Source organism: Amycolatopsis sp. SB7-3 (genome assembly GCF_041021335.1).
In the GTDB taxonomy this organism is placed as follows: Bacteria; Actinomycetota; Actinomycetes; order Mycobacteriales; family Pseudonocardiaceae; genus Amycolatopsis; species Amycolatopsis japonica.
In genome coordinates this window covers 172,832-191,453 of record NZ_JBFPJQ010000008.1, presented here as the reverse complement: position 1 = coordinate 191,453, position 18,622 = coordinate 172,832, and the positions used below count along the sequence as shown (strand labels likewise).

The following is an 18,622-nucleotide window of genomic DNA, read 5'->3' as shown; positions in this document are numbered from 1 at the left end:
AAGTACACGAGCGGCCACTCGATCGAGATTTCCGGCCACGCCCCTCCCGCATTTCGTCCTCTGAATGCGGTGGTTCGCGCTGCCAACTACCGCATTCAGAGGACGAAATGCACCGAGTGGGTCTCCGCCTGCGGGTGCGCCCAGGCCAGGAGGCGGTGCGCGGAGCTCTCCAGGGTGTCCAGATCGCGCTTCGGGACGCGCTCGAACGGCGTGATCACCACCGAAGCCGCCTTCTTCACCGTCTTGATCTCCCAGAAGCCCTTCACCATGCCGCCGACCAGGATGGTGCCCTTGACCAGGCCGTTCTGCGTGATGACGACCTTGCGGTGCTCGTCGCTGATCACCCGCGTGCGGTCGGCGTAGGACAGGACGGTCTGGTCGAACGGGCCCAGCAGCCGCGCGGGCGCGGGGGTGTCCGGATCCGGACGCGAGGCCTCGGGCAGGTCGAAGAGCTCGCGGCCGTTCTCGTCACGGAACGTCCGCAGCTCCGGCCGCAGCCGCTCGGCGACGTCGCCGAGTTTCGTGATCCCGGCCCAGGCCTGCGCGTCCTGCACGCTGGCCGGCCCGAACGCGGCCAGATAGCGCCGGAACATCGCTTCCGGCGACGGCGCGGTGTCCGGTTCGGCGCCCAGCCAGTCCCCGGTGGTCTGGTACGTCGGCTGCCCGGATTTGCCCCAGACGCCGCGCGGTGGGATCTGCACCAGCGGCAGCAGCGCCCGCGCGACGTGCACCAGCGACGACGGCGCGACGCCCTCCCAGTGCTTCGCCAGTTCCGCGCCGAGGCCTGCCGACGAAAGCGGCCGCTCGCCCAGCAGCTTGCGGGCGGTGCGGGCGATCTCCTGGTGGTCGAGACCCTTGATGTCGGGGCCGTGCTGGGTGTTGCCGAGCACCGAGCGGTCGTAGAGCGGCTGCACGATGGGGCGCCACGCGAGCGCGTCCGACGGCGTGACCAGGTGCACCGTGCCGCGCATGAGCGCGATCCGCACGACACTCTTGTCCAGCAGGAGGCTCGCCAGGTCTTCCTGGCGGAAGCCGTGCAGCCGGGTCCAGAGCGCGAAGTACGGCGGGTTCGGCGCCTGCGCCTGAAGGCCCGCCAGATGCTCGACCGCTTCGAGCGCGGTCATCTTCGAACGCCGGAGCAGCAACTGCCGGTCCAGCATGGCGCGGTTCAGCGCGCGCCTGCTCAACGTGTCGGACATGCCGCTCACCCTAAAGGGGATCAAGGACAGTTATGGTCCTCAATGGGCCGATCGACGCCAGGGGATCCATAATCCCGGCCATGGAACTACCGCCGCCGGTGATCCGGGACTGGGACTACCCGCGCGGCACGGCGAGCATCGTGCTCATGGCCCGCTTCGCCGCGGAGAACGGCGTCGAGGGGCTGGAGTCCTACGAGCACGCCCCCGTGGACGGCCAGGTCGACGCGCGTCAGGAACTCGCCGTGGTCCGGGCCCTGGTCCGCGGGCTCGGCGGCGAGGACGCCGTCGCGCTGCGGCTGAGCAGGCGATACCGGGTCAGCGCGTTCGGCATCTTCGGGTTCGCGTGCATCAGCAGCCCGACGCTGGGGGACGCGATGCGCTTCGCCCTGCGCTACCTGGACCTGAGCTTCACGTTCTGCATCCCGCACGTGACCGTCGAGGCGGGACGACTCGCGCTCGCCATGGACGACAGCCGCGTGCCCGGCGACGTCGCCCGCTTCCTGCTGCTGCGCGACCTCGGCGCCATCCACACCGTCATGCGCGACATCCTGCCGGACATCTCCTTGCGCTCCTTGGCCTTCCGGCACGGCAAACCCTCCACTGTGGACGAATACGTGCGGACCTTCGGGCTGGCGCCGTCGTTCTCGGCGCCGTCACATGTCGCCACCCTGGACCCGCTCCTGCTCGACAAACCGCTGCCGCAGGCCAACGACCAGACCGTCGCGGTGTGCGCCGCGCAATGCGAACTGCTGGTGTCACGGAAACGGGAGCGATCCGGGATCGCCCAGCAGGTGCGGGAAAGGCTGGTGCGGCTCGGCGGGGTCGACGCGGGTATGGAGGAGGTCGCGCGGCAGCTCGCGCTCAGCCCCCGGACCCTGCGGCGACGGCTGTTCGAGGCCGGGACCGGCTACCGGGCCCTGCTCGACGAGGTCCGCCAGGCGCTGGCGGAGGAACTGCTGGACACCGGCGCGCTCACCGTGGAGGACGTCGCGCTGCGGCTGGGCTACGCGGAGGCGTCGAGTTTCATCTACGCCTTCAAACGCTGGAAGGGGATGACGCCGGCGGCTTATGCCCGGCGGAACGCGTTGCGAGCACGGCCGGGTAGGTGACCCGCAGCAGATGCAGGATCGACTCGGTGAGGAACACCCGCAGCTCCTCCCTGCCGAGCGTGCCGCGGATCAGCCATTCGCGTGACGCCGCGCGCAGCATCCCGCCGTACGACCGGATCATCGCGCGCAGTTCTTCGCGACCCTCGGTGACGTCGCTCATCAACGCGGCCGCGAGCACGCGATCGGCGGCGATCTCGTCACCCTCCAGCATGATCCGCTCGATCTCCGGATCGCGGCCCACCGCCTCCGGGCCGATCGCCGTCAGCCAGGCCTGCTCGTTGCGCTCGACGACCTCGATCCAGTGCCGGACGCTGATCGCGAGCCGCTCTTCGGCGGTCGTCTCCGGCAGGTTCTCGATCACCGGCGCCGGGACGATCATCATCTGCCGGACGACTTCCAGGTACAGCTCGCGTTTGCCGCCGAAGTAGTGGTTGATCAGCGGCCGGGCCACCCCGGCGGCCTTCGCGATGTCCGAGGTCGAAACCGAGGCGTACGTGCCCTCGCCGAACAGCCGCCGGGCCGCGGTCAGGATCTCGGCCCGCCGGGCGGCCGGTTCGAGGCGGCGCCGCCGGGCTTCCGGATCGGTGCTCATGGGCCGAGCGTAACCGTTTCACGTGGCCGCCTGCCGTTACTCATTCGGAACAACCCCTCGGTAACCCCCGGGGCCTTCGCGGCGACGTTCGGGGCGGGGGGACCGGGTGTCATGGGTAGGGACGAATGACCAGTGCTGAGCGCGATCCGGTTCGCCGCGCCGGGCGGTGGGTCAGTGTGCGGCTGCAGCATCGTGACGTCCGCATCCAAGGTGACAGCGGGGAGGAAAGCGTCTCCTACGCGGGGATCGTGATCACGAGTTTCGAGAACGGTGCCGAGGTCTGCGAACGCTGGATCCCGCTCGGGGTGGATCCGTCGGAGGCCGACGACGAACAGCTCATCCAGCAGCTACGCGACGCGCTGGTCTGGCAGGCGCGGCGGCCGCCGAAAGGCTGAACGTCCGGCTATTGGGTCCGCAGGCCGTCGAAGGCGATCTTGCACACCGCGTCCGCCAGCTCGGTCCCGGCCGAACCACGACGCGGCCGGTACCACTCGATCAGCGAGTTCACCATGCCGTACAGCAGGCGCGCGGTGACCGCGGGATCGATGTCGGGGCGCACGTCGCCCTCGGTTTCGGCCTGTTTCACCAGTTCCGTGACGAGCCGGTCGAATTCGCGCCGCCGAGCGAGCGCCGCCCGTTCGATTTTGGTGTTGCCGCGCACCCGCAGCAGCAGGGTCACGAACGGCAGCTGGTCGACCAGCACGAGGACACTGCCCCGCACCAGATGCTCCAGCTTTTCGATCGCCTTGCCCTCGAAGGATTCCGTCTCGGCGGCGACGGCGAACAGGCCGTTCAGCGCGCGGTCGACGGCGAGCCGCAGCAGCTCCTCCTTGCTCGGCACGTGGTGGTAGATCGCGGATTTCGTGATGCCGAGCTTGCGGGAGAGGTCCTCCATGCTGGTGCCGTCGTAGCCGCGCTCGTTGAACAGCTTCACCGCGACCTGCAGCAGCGACTCGAGGTCGTACCCGGGGCGCCCCCGGCGGGCGGGGGTGCTCAAGCGCGGTCCCGTTCGTCGAGGACGCGGCGCATCTTGCCCAGCGAACGTTCCAGCGTGTCCGGGTCGACGACCTCGACGCCGACGCTCACGCCGACCCCGTCCTTCACCCCGGCGATCAGCCGGGCGGCGGCCTCGGCGCGCTGCTCGGCGGTGGCGTCCGGACGCGCTTCGACGCGGACGGTCAGGTGGTCCATCCGGCCCTTCGTGGACCGGATCAGCTGGAAATGCGGCGCGAGCGCGGGGGTCACCAGCACGACTTCCTCGATCTGCGTGGGGAAGACGTTGACGCCACGCAGGATGATCATGTCATCGCTACGCCCGGTCACCTTCTCCATCCGCCGGTACGCCGGCCGCGCGGTGCCCGGCAGCAGCCTGGTCAGGTCGCGCGTGCGGTACCGGATGATCGGCAGCGCCTGCTTGGTGAGCGAGGTGAACAGCAGCTCACCCTCGGCGTCGGTCGGTTTCTCGGTGAACGGGTCGATCACCTCGGGGAAGAAGTGGTCCTCCCAGATGTGCAGCCCGTCCTTGGTCTCGACGCATTCCTGCGCGACACCGGGGCCCATCACCTCGGACAGGCCGTAGATGTCGACCGCGTCGATGCCGACGCGTTCCTCGATCTCCGTGCGCATCTGCTCGGTCCACGGCTCCGCGCCGAAGATGCCGACCTTGAGCGAACTCGTCTGTGGGTCGATGCCCTGCCGCTCGAACTCGTCGAGCAGCGTCAGCATGTACGACGGGGTGACCATGATGATCTCGGGTTTGAAATCGGTGATGATCTGCACCTGCCGCGCGGTCATACCGCCCGACGCCGGGATCACCGTGCAGCCGAGCTTTTCGGCGCCGTAGTGCGCGCCGAGCCCGCCGGTGAACAGGCCGTAGCCGTAGGCGACGTGGACCTTGTCGCCCGGCCGCCCGCCCGCGGCGCGGATCGAACGCGCCATCACCGTCGCCCAGGTGTCGATGTCTTCGGACGTGTAGCCGACGACGGTCGGTTTCCCGGTGGTGCCGCTGGACGCGTGGATGCGGCTGACCTGCGACTCGGGCACGGCGAACATGCCGAACGGGTAGTTGTCGCGCAGATCCTGCTTGGTGGTGAAGGGGAACTTCGCCAGATCTTCCAGCGCCTTGCAGTCGTCCGGGTGAACGCCCGCCTCGTCGAACTTCCGCGTGTAGAAGGGCACGTTGTCGTACGCGTGCCGCAGCGTCCACCGGAGGCGCTTCAGTTGCAGCGCCTGGAGTTCGTCGATGGTGAGGTTCTCGGCTTCGTCGCTGAAAGTCATCGTCACGCCTTCTGGATGGTGCGGCTGCGGCCGCGGAATTCGGCGACGACCTCCGGCCCGTCGGGGGTCTCCCGGTGCACGGTGACGTCGTAGATGCCGTTGCGGCCGTAACGCGTCCGTTCGGTGGCGGTGGCGATGAGGTGGTCGCCGAGTTTGCCCGCCGCGACGAAGGAGATCTCCGCGCCGGCCGCGACGGTCACCGGGCCGTGGCTGTTGCAGGCGCAGGCGAAGGTCGTGTCGGCCAGCAGGAAGACGTAGCCGCCGTGGGCGATGTCGTGGCCGTTGACCATCGTCTCGGTGATCCGCATGGTGGCGACGGCGTGGCCTTCGGCGGCCTCGATCAGCTCGATGCCCAGCGCCTTCGACGCCTGGTCGTCGGCGAACATCGTGTGCGCGGCGTTGCCAGTCATACGAGACCACCTGGTTACTGACCGAACGGACGGTTGTTAAAGGGTGCCGCAAGTAAAGGCGCGCCTTCGGGCAGATGTCAAGGGTCCACCGCCTTCGGGGGGTTTGCAAGACCCCGGTCAGGAGCTACAGTGAATTACTGAACGGACGGTCTGTTAATCCCACCATCGAAGGGTCGGCCCCATGGCATTGCTGCGCAGCTACGTCTCCGGCGGGTGGCACACGGCGGAAAGTGACGGAGTACCGCTGCACGACGCCTCCACCGGCGAAGAGGTCGCCCGGGTCTCGTCCGACGGCATCGACTTCGCCGCCGCGCTGGAGTACGGCCGCCGCGTCGGCGGCCCCGCGCTGCGCGAGCTGACCTTCCACCAGCGTGCCGCGCTGCTGAAGGCGCTGGCCTCCCACCTGCGCGAGCACCGCGAAGAGCTGTACGCGCTCTCCGCGCGGACGGGCGCGACCAAGGGCGACTCGATGGTCGACATCGACGGCGGCATCGGCGTGCTGTTCGCCTACTCCAGCAAGGGCAAGCGCGAACTGCCGAACGACACCGTCTACGTCGACGGCAACGTCGAGCCGCTGAGCAAGGGCGGCACCTTCGTCGCCCAGCACATCGCCGTGCCGCTGCGCGGGGTCGCCGTCCAGATCAACGCGTTCAACTTCCCCGTGTGGGGTCCGCTGGAGAAGTTCGCGCCCGCGTTCCTCGCCGGCGTGCCGAGCCTGATCAAGCCGGCCAGCCAGACCGCGTACCTCACCGCGCGGCTGGTCGAGATCATCATCGAATCCGGCATCCTGCCCGAGGGCACGCTGCAGTTCGTCGCGGGCAGCGTCGGCGACCTGCTCGACCACGTCACCGCACAGGACCTCGTCTCGTTCACCGGTTCCGCTTCGACCGCGCAGAAGCTGCGCGCGCACCCCGCGATCGTGCGCAACTCGGTGCGGTTCAACGCCGAGGCCGACTCGCTGAACCTGTCGATCCTCGGCCCGGACGCCAAACCCGGCACCACCGAGTTCGACCTCTACGTCAAGCAGCTGACCACCGAGATGACGGTCAAGGCGGGCCAGAAGTGCACCGCCATCCGCCGCGCCTTCGTCCCCGCCGACCTGCTCGACGACGTCGCCGAAGCCGCGAGCGCACGCCTGGCGAAGACCACCGTCGGAAACCCGACCGCCGAGGGCGTCCGGATGGGTGCCCTCGCCAGCCTGGAGCAGCGCGAGGAGGTCCGGCGGTCGCTCAAGGCGCTGCTGGACGTCGGCACCGTCGTCTTCGGCGACCCGGAGCAGGTCGAGGTGGTCGGCGCGGACGCCGAACGCGGCGCGTTCATCTCACCCGTACTGCTGAAGGCCGACCCGGAGCGCTCCGAGCCGCACGAGGTCGAGGCGTTCGGCCCGGTGTCGACGCTGCTGCCCTACACCTCCACCGAGCAGGTCATCGAGCTCGCCGCCCGCGGCGGCGGCAGCCTCGTGGGCTCCGTCGTTTCCGCCGACAAGGAGTTCGTGCGCGAGGTCGTCCTCGGCGTCGCGCCGTACCACGGCCGCCTGCTGGTGCTGGACGCCGAAGACGCCAAGGAATCCACCGGGCACGGTTCCCCGATGCCGCAGCTGGTGCACGGTGGTCCCGGCCGTGCCGGTGGCGGCGAGGAGATGGGCGGCGTCCGCGGCGTGCTGCACCACATGCAGCGCACGGCGGTCCAGGGTTCGCCCGCCGCCCTGAGCACGGTCACCGGCCGCTGGGTCGCGGGTGCGCCGCGCGCCGAAGGCGACGTCCACCCGTTCCGGAAGTCCTTGGCGGAGCTGAAGATCGGCGACTCCGTGGTCGCCGGTCCGCGCACCGTCAGCCAGGAGGACGTCGACCACTTCGCCGAGTTCACCGGCGACACCTTCTACGCCCACACCGATCCCGAGGCCGCGGCGGCGAACCCGCTGTTCGGCGGGATCGTGGCGCACGGGTACCTCGTGGTCTCGTTCGCGGCGGGCCTGTTCGTCTCGCCGGAGCCTGGCCCGGTGCTGGCGAACTACGGCCTGGAGAACCTGCGGTTCCTCACCCCGGTCAAGGTCGGCGACTCGCTGACCGTGACCTTGACCGCCAAGCAGATCACCCCGCGGATCGACCAGGAGTACGGCGAGGTCCGCTGGGACGCCGACGTCACCAACGCCGACGGTGACTCGGTCGCCAAGTACGACGTCCTCACCCTGGTGGCGAAGGAGCAGTCATGACCGCGACGTTGCCGGAAGAAGACCTCGAACGGCATTTCGAGGCGACGATCGAGCGCGACCAGCGCATCGAACCGCGTGACTGGGTGCCCGAGGGTTACCGCAAGACGATGATCCGGCAGATCGCGCAGCACGCGCATTCGGAGATCATCGGCATGCAGCCGGAGGGCAACTGGATCACCCGCGCGCCTTCCTTGCGGCGTAAGGCGATCTTGCTCGCGAAGGTGCAGGACGAGGCCGGGCACGGGCTGTACCTGTACTCCGCGGCCGCCACGCTCGGCGCCGACCGCGCGGATCTGACCGACAAGCTGATCAACGGCAAGCAGAAGTACTCGTCGATCTTCAACTATCCGACGCTGACCTTCGCCGACGTCGGCGTGATCGGCTGGCTGGTGGACGGCGCGGCGATCTGCAACCAGGTCCCGTTGTGCCGCAGCTCGTACGGGCCGTACGCGCGCGCCATGATCCGCATCTGCAAGGAGGAGTCCTTCCACCAGCGGCAGGGCTACGAACTGCTGATGACCATGATGCGCGGCACCGAGAAGCAGCGCGAGATGGTGCAGGAGGCGGTGAACCGCTGGTGGTGGCCGTCGCTGATGATGTTCGGCCCGCCGGACGCGGATTCGCCGAACACCGCGCAGTCGATGGCGTGGAAGGTCAAACGGCACACCAACGACGAGCTGCGCCAGCGGTTTGTCGACATGTCCATTCCGCAGGCCGAGGCGCTGGGGGTCACCTTCCCGGACCCGGACCTGAAGTGGAACGCCGAGCGCGGGCACTACGACTTCGGCGCCGTCGACTGGGACGAGTTCAAGAACGTGTTGAAGGGCAACGGCCCATGCAACGCCCAGCGCGTCGCGCACCGGCGGCGGGCCCAGGAAGACGGCGCGTGGGTGCGGGAAGCCGCCTCGGCGCACGCAGCGAAGAAGGGTTCGCGATGAAACACGACTGGCCGTTGTACGAGGTGTTCGTCCGGGGCAAGCGCGGGCTGAACCACGTGCACGTGGGTTCGCTGCACGCGGCGGACGACGACATGGCGTTGCACCACGCGCGGGATCTGTACACCCGCCGCAACGAGGGCGTGTCGATCTGGGTCGTGCGCGCGTCGGACATCACCGCTTCCTCGCCGGACGAGAAGGACCCGTTCTTCGCGCCCAGCGGCGACAAGGTGTACCGGCACCCGACGTTCTACGAAATCCCCGACAACGTCCCCCACATCTGACATGAGCTTCGACAACGCCTACGAGGCGATCACCGAGGAGAACGACTCCCGCTGGGCCTTCGGCACCGGGTTCGAGGATCCGCTGTCCGGTGTGGACACCACGGTCCCGTCCGGTGTGGACGGTGACAGGCTGGCGGCCTACTGCCTGATGCTCGGCGACGACGCGCTGATCTTCTCGCACCGGCTGCAGGAGTGGTGCACGAACGCGCCCGAACTCGAGGACGAGGTCGCGATCGCCAACATCGCGCTCGACCTGCTCGGCCAGGCCCGGCTGCTGCTGGCCCGCGCGGGCAAGGCCGACGGCAGCGAGCGTTCGGAGGATTCGTACGCCTTCTTCCGGAGCGAGCAGGAGTACCGCAACGTCCGGCTGGCCGAGCTCGAAGGCGGGCACTTCGGGCATCTGATCGCGCGGCTGCTGGTGTTCTCGATCTGGCGGCTCGCTTTGCTGCAACGGCTTCAGTCCTCTGTGGACCCCGTGCTCGCGGCCATCGCGGACAAGGGGGTCAAGGAAGTCGCGTACCACCGCGACTACGCCGCCCAGTGGGCCGTGCGCCTCGGCGACGGCACCGAGCTGTCCCACGCGCGGATGCAGGAAGGCCTCGACGCGGTCTGGCCGTACGTGGACGAGCTTTTCGCGGCGCACGAGGTCGAGTTCGTCGAGTCGCCGTCGTTGCGGCCGGAGTTCGACGCGATCCTGGATCAGGTGCTGGCCGCCGCGACGCTGAAACGTCCCGAAGCCGGTGCCCTCGCCGGGGTTTCCGGTCGGATGGGCCGCGACGGCGTGCACACCGAGCGGATGGGCTACCTGCTGGCGACGCTGCAGAGTGTCGCCAGGGAACATCCGGACGCGACATGGTGACCGCGTACGCCGTGGCGGCCACGGTCACCGACCCGGAACTGCCGATGCTCACCCTCGCCGACCTCGGCGTGCTGCGAGAAGTGTCCGAAGAGGACGGTCGGGTGGTCGTCGCGATCACCCCGACCTACACCGGCTGCCCGGCGATGGACACCATGCGCGACGACCTAGTGCACGCGCTCACCGGCGCGGGCTACGGCGAGGTCGAGGTCCGCACGGTGCTGCAGCCCGCCTGGTCCACCGACTGGATCACCGAAGACGGCAAACGGAAACTGGCCGAGGCCGGGATCGCGCCGCCGGGCGCCGCGCCGCGGCGGGCCGGGCCGATCCCGCTCACGCTGAGCCCGGCGGTGTCGTCGGTCCGCTGCCCGAACTGTGGTTCCGCGGACACCGAAGAGCAGTCCCGGTTCAGCGCGACGGCGTGCAAAGCCTTGCGCCGCTGCCGGTTCTGCCTCGAACCGTTCGAACACGTCAAGGAGATCTAGCGTGACCGCAACCCTGCGCCGCACGGGATTCCACGCCCTGAAGGTGGCGGACGTCCAGCGCCTGTGCGACGACGCCGTCGCGGTGACCTTCGACGTGCCCGAAGAGCTCGCGGACACCTTCCGTTTCAAGGCGGGGCAATCGCTGACCCTGCGCCGCGAGATCGACGGCCGCGACGAGCGCCGGTCGTACTCGATCTGCGCGCCCGCCGGCGCGGCGCCGCGGGTCGGCGTCCGCGAGGTGCCGGGCGGGCTGTTCTCGTCGTGGCTCGTGCGCGACGTGAAACCCGGCGACGAGATCGAGGTGGCGCCGCCGACCGGCAACTTCAGCCCCGATCTGGAAGCGGCCGGGCATCACGTGCTGATCGCGGCGGGATCGGGGATCACGCCGGTGTTGTCGATCGCGTCTTCGCTGCTCAGCGACTCCGACGCGACGGTGACCGTGCTCTACGGCAACCGCCGCACGGACACCGTCATGTTCGCCGACGACCTCGCGGATCTGAAGGACCGTTACCCCGCGCGGCTCGAACTCGTCCACGTGCTCTCCCGTGAGCCGCGCGAGGCCGAACTGTTCACCGGGCGGCTCGACGTGGAGAAGCTGCGGCGCCTGTGCAGCGTGCTGATCCCGGTCGAGGACGTCGCGCACTGGTGGCTGTGCGGGCCGTTCGAGATGGTGACCGGCGCGCAGGAACTCCTGCGCTCGCTGGACGTCGCCGACGAACGCGTGCATCAGGAACTGTTCTATGTGGACACTCCGCCGGAGCCGGTGCATCACGTCGACCCGGCCGTCGTGGGGGCGTCCAGCGAGGTCACGCTGGTGCTCGACGGCCGGTCGACGACGATGACGCTGCCGCGCGGGACTTCGGTGCTCGACGGCGCGCAGAAGTTCCGCCCGGATCTGCCGTTCGCCTGCAAGGGCGGCGTGTGCGGCACCTGCCGGGCGAAGATCTGCGACGGCAAGGTGGACATGCGGCGCAACTTCGCGCTGGAAAAGGCCGAAGTCGACGCCGGTTTCGTCCTCACCTGCCAGTCGGTGCCCGTCTCCGATGCCGTCACCGTGGACTTCGACGCCTGACCCACCCCCGCGTTTCGTCCTCTGAATGCGGTACTTGCGTGTGCAAGTACCGCATCCAGAGGACTAATTGCGGAGGGGGAGCCACCGGGTGATGCCGATGTCGGCGAGGAACGGCCGGTCGTGGCTCGCCACGATCAGCGTGCCCCGGTAGGCCAGCAGCGCCTCGGTGAGCCGCCGCACGCTCGCCAGGTCGAGGTTGTTCGTCGGCTCGTCGAGCAGCAGGAGCCGCGGCGTGGGCTCGGTCAGCAGCAACGTCGCCAGCGCCGCCCGGAACCGCTCGCCGCCGGACAACGACGCCACCTCGCGGTCGGCCGCCTTGCCCCGGAACAGGAACCGCGCGAGCCTCGCGCGGATCTCGTTGTCCGTGAGCGACGGTGCGACCAGCCGCACGTTGTCCACAATGGACAGCGTGTCGTCCAGTACGTCGATCCGCTGGGGGAGCAGCCTCGCAGGGACGAAGAGCCCCACCTCACCCGACTTCGGCGGCAGCTCGCCGGCGATCGTCCGCAGCAGGGTGGTCTTCCCCGACCCGTTCGGGCCGGTGAGCGCGATCCGCTCGGGGCCCATGACGTGCAGGTCCACCGCCGGGCCGAACCGGGGCACGGCGTCGATGCGGAGCACGTCCGTGCCGCGGGCGACGGTCGTCTCCGGCAGCTCGACGCGGATCTCGGCGTCCTCCCGCACCAGTTCCTCCGCGGCCTTCAGCGCCTCGACGGCGCCTTCCAGCCGGTCGGTGTGCAGGTTCCGGTACTTGCCCGCGGCGATCTGCGCGTCCTCCTGACGTTTGCGCATCCGCACCTTGGGTTCGCGTTTCCGGTCCCACATCTGCTGGCCGTAGCGGGCCCGCCGGGCGAGTTTGATCCCGGCCTCGACCAGCTCCCGCTTCTGTCGTTTGACGTCCGACTCCGCCGCGCGCACATGTCGCCGGGCGGCCTCCTGCGCGACCTCGACGGCGTGTTCGTAGTCCGCGAGGTTGCCGCCGTACAAGGTGACCTCGTGGTCCCGGACCTCGGCGATCCGGTCGACCAGCCGGAGCAGTTCGCGATCGTGCGAGACCACGACGAGGATCCCGCCCCAGCCCGCGACCTCGCGGTGCACGAGTTCACGGGCCCGCAGGTCGAGGTTGTTCGTGGGCTCGTCGAGCAGCAACGCGGCGGGACGGCGCAGCAGCAGGGCGGCCAGCCCGAGCAACGTGAGTTCGCCGCCGGACAGCTCGCCCGCCCGCCGGTCCAGGCGGACGGCTGCCAGGCCGAGCCGGTCGAGGATCGCGCGGATGCGTTCCTCGACGTCCCAGTTGTCGCCGATGGTGGCGAAGTGCTCTTCGGTGGCGGAACCGTCCTCGACGGCCCTGATCGCCGCGCGGATCGCGGTGACCCCGAGCACGTCGTCGACGCGGCGTCCGGTGTCGAGGACGAGGTTCTGCGGCAGGTAGCCGAGTTCACCCGGTGTGGTGATGGAACCCGTCGTGGGCCGCAGCTCGCCGGCGAGCAGCCTGAGCAGCGTGGATTTGCCGGATCCGTTGGTGCCGACCAGGCCGGTGCGGCCGGTGCCGAGGGTGAGCGAAAGGCGCTCGAACGCCGGGGCGCCGTCGGGCCAGGTGAAGGTGACGTCGGAAAGCGTCAAGGAAGAAGACATGAGACTCCCTGCGAAGGAGGTGGATGAGGGCGCAGGTTCGTCTCAGAAGATCACCGTGGCAGGGTAGCTCTTGGGTGGCCGGGTGGCGACCGATTTTCGTGGGCCCGGTCGCAGCTCTGGATCATGCGACCGCAACCACCGTCGTCGATATTCGGCGACACGGGGACGGTTCCTGGTGCCCTAGGCGCTGTCGTCGAATTGCGGCAACGCGGGGGAGTCGGTCATGTGGCTGCGGTTAGCGTCGTGGATTCCGCGGTCGTTGCCGAATTGCGGCAATGGTCGCCGGTGCGGTCGGCCCTGATTCGGTGCTGGGGTGGTCCCTGGTGTCGGCAGGTGTTGTCGCCGATTTCCGGCAACGGTGCAGGCGTGTCGGTCTCGGTCACGTGACGTCGGGCCGGTCCCGGTTCCCGCAGGTGGTCGTTGCCGAATTGCGGTAACGGCCGCCAGGTGCGTCGGCCCTGATGCGGCATCGGGCCGGTCCCCGGCAGGCGCTGTCGCCGAATACCGGCAACGGCACCAGAGCGTCGCCCCGACGCGACACCCGACCCCGGCTCGGGCCGTCGCCGAATCCCGGCAACGAACGACCCGCCACAGAGCCCCGAGTCACGGCCTGTCCCAAAGACCCGCGAGAGGCATACTGGCGAGCGTGATCGAACGCCCTCATGTCCTGCTCTCCGCCGCGGTCTCGCTCGACGGCTACCTCGACGACGCGAGCGACACCCGGCTGGTGCTGTCGAACCAGGAGGACTGGGCCAGGGTGGACGGCCTGCGTGCCGCGTCGGACGCGATCCTCGTCGGCGCGAACACGGTGCGTGCGGACAACCCGCGGTTGCTGGTGCGTTCGCCGGAGCTCGTGGCGACAAGGGTCGCGGAAGGACGCCCGGAGCAACCGGTCAAGGTCACCCTCACCCGGAGCGGGTCACTCGATCCGGCGGCGCAGTTCTTCACTGTCGGCGATGCCGAGAAGCTCGTCTACGCGCCGCCCGGCGTCGTCACAGGGGTGAAGGCGACCGTCGTCGAACTGTCCGGCCTGAATGAAATGCTGGCCGATCTCCACGCGCGCGGCATCCGGCGGCTGATGGTCGAAGGCGGCGGCGCGATCCACACCCAGTTCCTCACCGAGGGCCTGGTCGACGAGCTGCATCTGGCCGTCGCGCCGTTCTTCGTCGGCGACCCGAACGCGCCGCGCTTCGTAGGGCCAGGCGCGTACCCGCGCGGGCTGACCTTGGTCGAAAGCACAAGGCTGGGCGACATCGCCGTTCTGGAGTACCACGCGACGCCGGAACCGTCCGATGTGGACATCCGGCGCCTGCGCGAGGCCATCGCGCTGGCGGAGAACTGCCCGCCGCGCACGTTCCGCGTCGGCGCGGTGATCACCGCCGCCGACGGCGAAGTGCTCTCCACCGGTTTCTCGGGCGACGGCGATCCCGCCAACCATGCCGAAGAAGCCGCGCTCGCCAAACTCGAACCGGGGGATCCGAGGCTGGCGGAGGCGACGATGTACACGTCACTGGAGCCGTGCAGCTCGCGGACGTCACATCCGCGAAGCTGCACCCAGCTCATCCTCGACGCCGGCATCCCGCGCGTCGTCTTCGCCTGGCGCGAGCCGTCGGTGTTCGTCGACTGCGTCGGCGCCGAGACACTGGAGGCGGCCGGACGCCGGGTGATCGAGGTACCCGCCCTCGCCGCCGACGTCCGCCGCGCGAACACCCATATCCCGGGTGTCCACCTGTGAGCTACTTGCAGGCGTCGCAGCAGCCGCAGCCCTGACCGGTGCACGCCGAGCAGCAACCGTGGCGAAGCACGACCCTCAACAGACGCTTGATCATCGCTGTCCTCCCGATCATTGACGTCCCACCGCCCTTGTCACGCTAAGTTCTGCGCATACGACAGTGGTACCGCCGGGAGTGCCACGGCACTGCTCCAGCGGGTGATGTCACGATTCGAGATCCCCCTCCAGCGATAGGTAGACCTCGCGCAGCTGAGCCAAAAGATCGGCGTCCGGCTCCGCCCACAGTCCCCGATCGGCCGCCTCGTTCAGCCGCTCGATGATGCCGCGCAGCGCCCACGGGTTGGCCTGGCGCAGGAACTCCTGGTTGACCTCGTCGAGCACGTAGGACTCGGTGAGCTTCTCGTACATCCAGTCACCGACCACACCCGCGGTGGCGTCGAAACCGAACAGGTAGTCGACCGTCGCCGCCAGCTCGAAAGCACCCTTGTAACCGTGCTTGCGCATCGCCGCCAGCCAGCGCGGGTTGACCACGCGGGCCCGGAAGACGCGGGCGGTCTCCTCGCCGAGCGTGCGGGTGCGGACGGCGTCCGGGGTGGTGCTGTCGCCGACGTAGGACGCGGGCGCGGTCCCGGTCAGCGCGCGGACCGTCGCGATCATCCCGCCGTGGTACTGGAAGTAGTCGTCGGAGTCGGCGATGTCGTGTTCGCGGGTGTCGGTGTTCTTGGCCGCGACCACGATCCGCTTGTACGAGTTCTCCATGTCCTCGCGCGCCGGCCTGCCGTCGAGGTCGCGGCCGTAGGCGAACCCGCCCCAGACCGCGTAGACCTCGGCGAGATCCTTGTCGTCGCGCCAGTTCCCGGAATCCATCAGCGGCAGCAGGCCCGCGCCGTACGCGCCCGGCTTGGAGCCGAAGATCCTCGTGGTGGCCCGGCGTTCGTCGCCGTGCGCGGCCAGATCCGCGCGAGTGTGGGCGCGCACGAAGTTCTGTTCGTCCGGCTCGTCGAGGTTCGCCACCAGGCGCACGGCGTCGTCCAGGAGGGTGATCACATGCGGGAAGGCGTCGCGGAAGAACCCGCTGATCCGCACGGTGACGTCGATCCGCGGACGGCCGAGTTCGGCGAGCGGGATCGCCTCGATGCCGGTGACACGCCGCGAAGCCTCGTCCCAAACCGGCTGGACACCCAGCAGGGCGAGGACTTCCGCCGCGTCGTCACCCGACGTGCGCATCGCCGAGGTGCCCCAGACCGAGAGACCGACCGAACGCGGCCAGTCGCCCGTGTCCTCCTTGTAGCGGCGGAGAAGCGAGTCCGCGAGCGCCTGTCCGGTCTCCCACGCGAGGCGGCTCGGGATGGCCTTCGGGTCGACGGTGTAGAAGTTGCGGCCGGTCGGCAGCACGTTGATCAGGCCGCGCAGGGGAGAACCGCTGGGGCCCGCCGGGATGTAGCCGCCGTCGAGCGCGTGGAGCACGGCGTCGATCTCGGCGCCGGTGCCCGCCAGGCGCGGCACGATCTCGGTGGCGGCGAAGGTCAGCACGCGGGCGACCTCCTGGTGCTCCGGCACCTCGGCGACGACCTCGGCGACGGCGGCGGGGGACCAGTCCCTGGCCTCCATCGCCTCGACGAGTGAGCGCGCCGTCTGCTCGATGGCGTCCACTTCGGACAGTGGGGCGTCGCTGTTCTCCTTGAGCCCCAACGCGGACCGCAGGCCCGGGACCGCGCCCTGTTTGCCACCCCACATCTGCTGGGCGCGCAGCATGGCGAGCACGAGATTGATCCGCGCTTCGCCCACCGGCGCGGCGCCGAGGATGTGCAGTCCGTCGCGGATCTGGGCGTCCTTGACCTCGCACAGCCAGCCGTCGATGTGCAGCAGGAAGTCGTCGAACTCCGCGTCGTGCGGGCGTTCTTCGACACCGAGGTCGTGGTCCAGTTTCGCGGCCTGGATCAGCGTCCAGATCTGTGCGCGGACCGCGGGCAGTTTCGCCGGGTCCATCGCGGCGATGTTGGCGTGCTCGTCGAGGAGCTGTTCCAGCCGGGCCATGTCGCCGTAGCTCTCGGCGCGGGCCATCGGCGGGATCAGATGGTCGACGATCGTGGCGTGCGCGCGCCGTTTCGCTTGCGCGCCCTCGCCGGGGTCGTTGATCAGGAACGGGTAGATCAGCGGCAGATTGCCCAGGACGGCGTCCGGCGCGCACGAGTCCGAGAGACCCGCGGTCTTGCCGGGAAGCCATTCCAGCGAACCGTGTTTGCCGAGGTGGACTACGGCGTGCGCGCCGAATTCCTCCTCCAGCCAGCGGTACGCGGCCAGGTAGTGGTGGCTCGGCGGGAGGTCCGGGTTGTGGTAGATCGCCACCGGGTTCTCGCCGAAACCGCGCGGCGGCTGGATCATCAGGATGACGTTGCCGGACTGCAGCGACGCCAGCACGATGTCCCCGTTGTCCACGTAGAGTTCGCCGGGCGCCGGGCCCCAGTGCTCCTCCATGCCCTCGCGCAGTTCCGCGGGCAGCTCGGCGAACCACTCGCGGTACTTGTCCGCGGGCACACGGATCGGGTTGCCGGACAGCTGTTCCTCGGTGAGCCACTCCGGATCCTGGCCGCCCGCGGCGATGAGCGCGTGGATCAGCGCGTCGCCGTCGGGCTGGTCGGTGCCGGTGGGCTCGACGCCGGGGAACGGATCCTCACCGAGGTCGTAACCCTGGTCCCGCATGCGGCGCAACAGTTCGATCGCGGACGCGGGCGTGTCGAGGCCGACGGCGTTGCCGACGCGGGAGTGCTTCGTCGGGTACGCGGACAGCATCAGCGCGATCCGGCGTTCCGGCGGGGGAGTGTGGCGCAGGCGGGCGTGCGCGAGCGCGATCTTGGCGACCCGCGAAGCGCGCTCGGCGTCCGGCACGTACTTGGGGAGGCCGTCGTCGTCGATCTCCTTGAACGAGAACGGGACGGTGATGAGGCGGCCGTCGAACTCGGGGACGGCCATCTGGTTGCCCGCGTCGAGCGGGGAGAGGCCGTCGTCGTTCGCGGACCAGGTCTCGCGATCGCTGGTGAGGCACAGTGCCTGCAGGATCGGGATGTCGAGCGCGGCCATCTCGGCGACGTCCCACGCCTCGTCGTCGCCACCGGCGCCGACCTCGGACGGCCGCGTGCCGCCGGCCGCCAGCACGGTGACCAGGAGCGCGTCGGACTTGGCCAGTTCGGCCATCATCTCCGGCTCGCGGGTGCGCAGGGAGGCGCAGTGGATCGGGAGCGCGCGGCCACCGGCGTCCTCGACGGCGTCGGCGAGGGCGTGGACGAACTCGGTGTTCCCGGACAGGTGGTGCGCCCGGTAGTAGAGGATCGCGACGATCGGGCCCTCGGTGCTCTTCGGTTCGCGCTCCAGGACGCCCCACAGCGGCTGCACGGCGGGCGGCTCGAAGCCGTCACCGGTGAGCAGGAGGGTGTCGCTCAGGAACCGGTGCAGCTGGGTGAGGTTGGCCGGGCCGCCCTGCGCGAGATACGCGTGCGCCTCCGCCGCCGTGCCCGCCGGGACGGTGGACAGCTTCATGAGCTGCGCGTCCGGCGTCTGCTCACCGCCGAGGACCACGACGTGCGCGCCGCTCGCGCGGACCGTGTCGAGACCCTCCTGCCAGCTGCGCTCGGAGCCGAGGATCCGGACGACGACGATCTTCACGCCGTCGAGCAGGGCGGGCAGCTCGGCGAGATCGAGGCGGGCCGGGTTGGCCAGCCGGTACTCGGCTTCGCTGGAGCGGGCGCTGAGCAGGTCGGTGTCCGAAGTGGACAGAAGCAGGATCACGGCAGTCCTCACTCGGGGTGTCCGCGCCCCGGGTCGGG

16 protein-coding genes are annotated in these 18,622 nt (G+C 69.6%); 9 read left to right on the top strand and 7 right to left on the bottom strand.

What is annotated here, in order from left to right; genetic code table 11:
- Window positions 1–95 precede the first annotated feature (95 nt).
- Window positions 96–1,199: a winged helix DNA-binding domain-containing protein gene (locus AB8M46_RS37250; protein WP_125735524.1), complete on the bottom strand. Its 1,104-nt coding sequence runs from the start codon at window positions 1,197–1,199 to the stop codon at window positions 96–98.
- 80 nt (window positions 1,200–1,279) lie between these two features.
- Between AB8M46_RS37250 and AB8M46_RS37245 the strand changes: the two genes are divergently transcribed.
- On the top strand, window positions 1,280–2,308 hold the full coding sequence (locus AB8M46_RS37245; RefSeq protein WP_394363220.1) for an AraC family transcriptional regulator ligand-binding domain-containing protein: 1,029 nt from the start codon (window positions 1,280–1,282) through the stop codon (window positions 2,306–2,308).
- Here AB8M46_RS37245 and AB8M46_RS37240 read toward each other — a convergent pair.
- Complete coding sequence (locus tag AB8M46_RS37240) at window positions 2,235–2,900, bottom strand: TetR/AcrR family transcriptional regulator (RefSeq protein ID WP_378367051.1); 666 nt, start codon at window positions 2,898–2,900, stop codon at window positions 2,235–2,237. The two genes, AB8M46_RS37245 and AB8M46_RS37240, sit on opposite strands and share 74 nt — an antisense overlap.
- Before the next feature lie 125 nt (window positions 2,901–3,025).
- Between AB8M46_RS37240 and AB8M46_RS37235 the strand changes: the two genes are divergently transcribed.
- Complete coding sequence (locus AB8M46_RS37235) at window positions 3,026–3,295, top strand: hypothetical protein (protein ID WP_037346621.1); 270 nt, start codon at window positions 3,026–3,028, stop codon at window positions 3,293–3,295.
- Window positions 3,296–3,303: 8 nt separating this feature from the next.
- Here the strand turns inward: AB8M46_RS37235 and AB8M46_RS37230 are convergent, their stop codons facing one another.
- Genes AB8M46_RS37230 through paaI form a run of 3 tightly spaced genes read right to left on the bottom strand, consistent with a single transcriptional unit; the run spans window position 3,304 to window position 5,563 of the window.
- A complete protein-coding gene (locus AB8M46_RS37230; protein ID WP_034323145.1) occupies window positions 3,304–3,897 on the bottom strand; it encodes a TetR/AcrR family transcriptional regulator in 594 nt (197 codons plus the stop codon).
- Window positions 3,894–5,177, bottom strand: coding sequence for a phenylacetate--CoA ligase PaaK (paaK, locus tag AB8M46_RS37225; RefSeq protein WP_394363219.1), 1,284 nt, complete (start codon window positions 5,175–5,177; stop codon window positions 3,894–3,896). The genes AB8M46_RS37230 and paaK overlap by 4 nt, the downstream gene beginning before the upstream one ends.
- Window positions 5,178–5,179: 2 nt before the next feature.
- Window positions 5,180–5,563, bottom strand: a complete 384-nt coding sequence (gene paaI, locus AB8M46_RS37220) for a hydroxyphenylacetyl-CoA thioesterase PaaI (RefSeq protein WP_038517894.1) — start codon at window positions 5,561–5,563, stop codon at window positions 5,180–5,182.
- A gap of 205 nt (window positions 5,564–5,768) precedes the next feature.
- Here paaI and paaZ point away from each other — a divergent pair, with 205 nt between their 5' ends.
- From paaZ to paaE, 6 genes are read left to right on the top strand one after another with little or no spacing between them, the layout of a single operon-like run.
- Window positions 5,769–7,799: a phenylacetic acid degradation bifunctional protein PaaZ gene (paaZ, locus tag AB8M46_RS37215; RefSeq protein ID WP_394363218.1), complete on the top strand. Its 2,031-nt coding sequence runs from the start codon at window positions 5,769–5,771 to the stop codon at window positions 7,797–7,799.
- Complete coding sequence (gene paaA / locus AB8M46_RS37210) at window positions 7,796–8,737, top strand: 1,2-phenylacetyl-CoA epoxidase subunit PaaA (protein ID WP_037346626.1); 942 nt, start codon at window positions 7,796–7,798, stop codon at window positions 8,735–8,737. Before paaZ ends, paaA begins: the two co-directional genes overlap by 4 nt.
- Window positions 8,734–9,018, top strand: a complete 285-nt coding sequence (gene paaB, locus AB8M46_RS37205) for a 1,2-phenylacetyl-CoA epoxidase subunit PaaB (protein ID WP_037346994.1) — start codon at window positions 8,734–8,736, stop codon at window positions 9,016–9,018. Before paaA ends, paaB begins: the two co-directional genes overlap by 4 nt.
- 1 nt (window position 9,019) lies before the next feature.
- Complete coding sequence (paaC, locus tag AB8M46_RS37200; RefSeq protein ID WP_394363217.1) at window positions 9,020–9,877, top strand: 1,2-phenylacetyl-CoA epoxidase subunit PaaC; 858 nt, start codon at window positions 9,020–9,022, stop codon at window positions 9,875–9,877.
- Complete coding sequence (gene paaD, locus AB8M46_RS37195) at window positions 9,871–10,359, top strand: 1,2-phenylacetyl-CoA epoxidase subunit PaaD (protein ID WP_394363216.1); 489 nt, start codon at window positions 9,871–9,873, stop codon at window positions 10,357–10,359. Before paaC ends, paaD begins: the two co-directional genes overlap by 7 nt.
- A 1-nt stretch (window position 10,360) precedes the next feature.
- On the top strand, window positions 10,361–11,431 hold the full coding sequence (paaE, locus tag AB8M46_RS37190; protein WP_394363215.1) for a 1,2-phenylacetyl-CoA epoxidase subunit PaaE: 1,071 nt from the start codon (window positions 10,361–10,363) through the stop codon (window positions 11,429–11,431).
- 63 nt (window positions 11,432–11,494) lie between these two features.
- Here paaE and AB8M46_RS37185 read toward each other — a convergent pair whose 3' ends face one another.
- A complete protein-coding gene (locus tag AB8M46_RS37185) occupies window positions 11,495–13,066 on the bottom strand; it encodes an ABC-F family ATP-binding cassette domain-containing protein (RefSeq protein ID WP_394363214.1) in 1,572 nt (523 codons plus the stop codon).
- Between the two features lie 646 nt (window positions 13,067–13,712).
- Between AB8M46_RS37185 and AB8M46_RS37180 the strand changes: the two genes are divergently transcribed.
- Window positions 13,713–14,801, top strand: coding sequence for a dihydrofolate reductase family protein (locus tag AB8M46_RS37180; protein ID WP_394363213.1), 1,089 nt, complete (start codon window positions 13,713–13,715; stop codon window positions 14,799–14,801).
- Window positions 14,802–15,002: 201 nt separating this feature from the next.
- Here AB8M46_RS37180 and cobN read toward each other — a convergent pair whose 3' ends face one another.
- Window positions 15,003–18,584, bottom strand: coding sequence for a cobaltochelatase subunit CobN (gene cobN, locus AB8M46_RS37175; RefSeq protein WP_394363212.1), 3,582 nt, complete (start codon window positions 18,582–18,584; stop codon window positions 15,003–15,005).
- Between the last annotated feature and the right edge of the window lie 38 nt (window positions 18,585–18,622).

What these genes read in the sequence shown, in the direction of transcription:
- AB8M46_RS37250 (WP_125735524.1), bottom strand. Translation starts at nt 1,199, where the DNA reads ATGTCCGACACGTTGAGCAGGCGCGCGCTGAACCGCGCCATGCTGGAC.
- AB8M46_RS37245 (WP_394363220.1), top strand. Translation starts at nt 1,280, where the DNA reads ATGGAACTACCGCCGCCGGTGATCCGGGACTGGGACTACCCGCGCGGC.
- AB8M46_RS37240 (WP_378367051.1), bottom strand. Translation starts at nt 2,900, where the DNA reads ATGAGCACCGATCCGGAAGCCCGGCGGCGCCGCCTCGAACCGGCCGCC.
- AB8M46_RS37235 (WP_037346621.1), top strand. Translation starts at nt 3,026, where the DNA reads ATGACCAGTGCTGAGCGCGATCCGGTTCGCCGCGCCGGGCGGTGGGTC.
- paaK (WP_394363219.1), bottom strand. Translation starts at nt 5,177, where the DNA reads ATGACTTTCAGCGACGAAGCCGAGAACCTCACCATCGACGAACTCCAG.
- paaI (WP_038517894.1), bottom strand. Translation starts at nt 5,563, where the DNA reads ATGTTCGCCGACGACCAGGCGTCGAAGGCGCTGGGCATCGAGCTGATC.
- paaZ (WP_394363218.1), top strand. Translation starts at nt 5,769, where the DNA reads ATGGCATTGCTGCGCAGCTACGTCTCCGGCGGGTGGCACACGGCGGAA.
- paaA (WP_037346626.1), top strand. Translation starts at nt 7,796, where the DNA reads ATGACCGCGACGTTGCCGGAAGAAGACCTCGAACGGCATTTCGAGGCG.
- paaB (WP_037346994.1), top strand. Translation starts at nt 8,734, where the DNA reads ATGAAACACGACTGGCCGTTGTACGAGGTGTTCGTCCGGGGCAAGCGC.
- paaC (WP_394363217.1), top strand. Translation starts at nt 9,020, where the DNA reads ATGAGCTTCGACAACGCCTACGAGGCGATCACCGAGGAGAACGACTCC.
- paaD (WP_394363216.1), top strand. Translation starts at nt 9,871, where the DNA reads ATGGTGACCGCGTACGCCGTGGCGGCCACGGTCACCGACCCGGAACTG.
- AB8M46_RS37185 (WP_394363214.1), bottom strand. Translation starts at nt 13,066, where the DNA reads ATGTCTTCTTCCTTGACGCTTTCCGACGTCACCTTCACCTGGCCCGAC.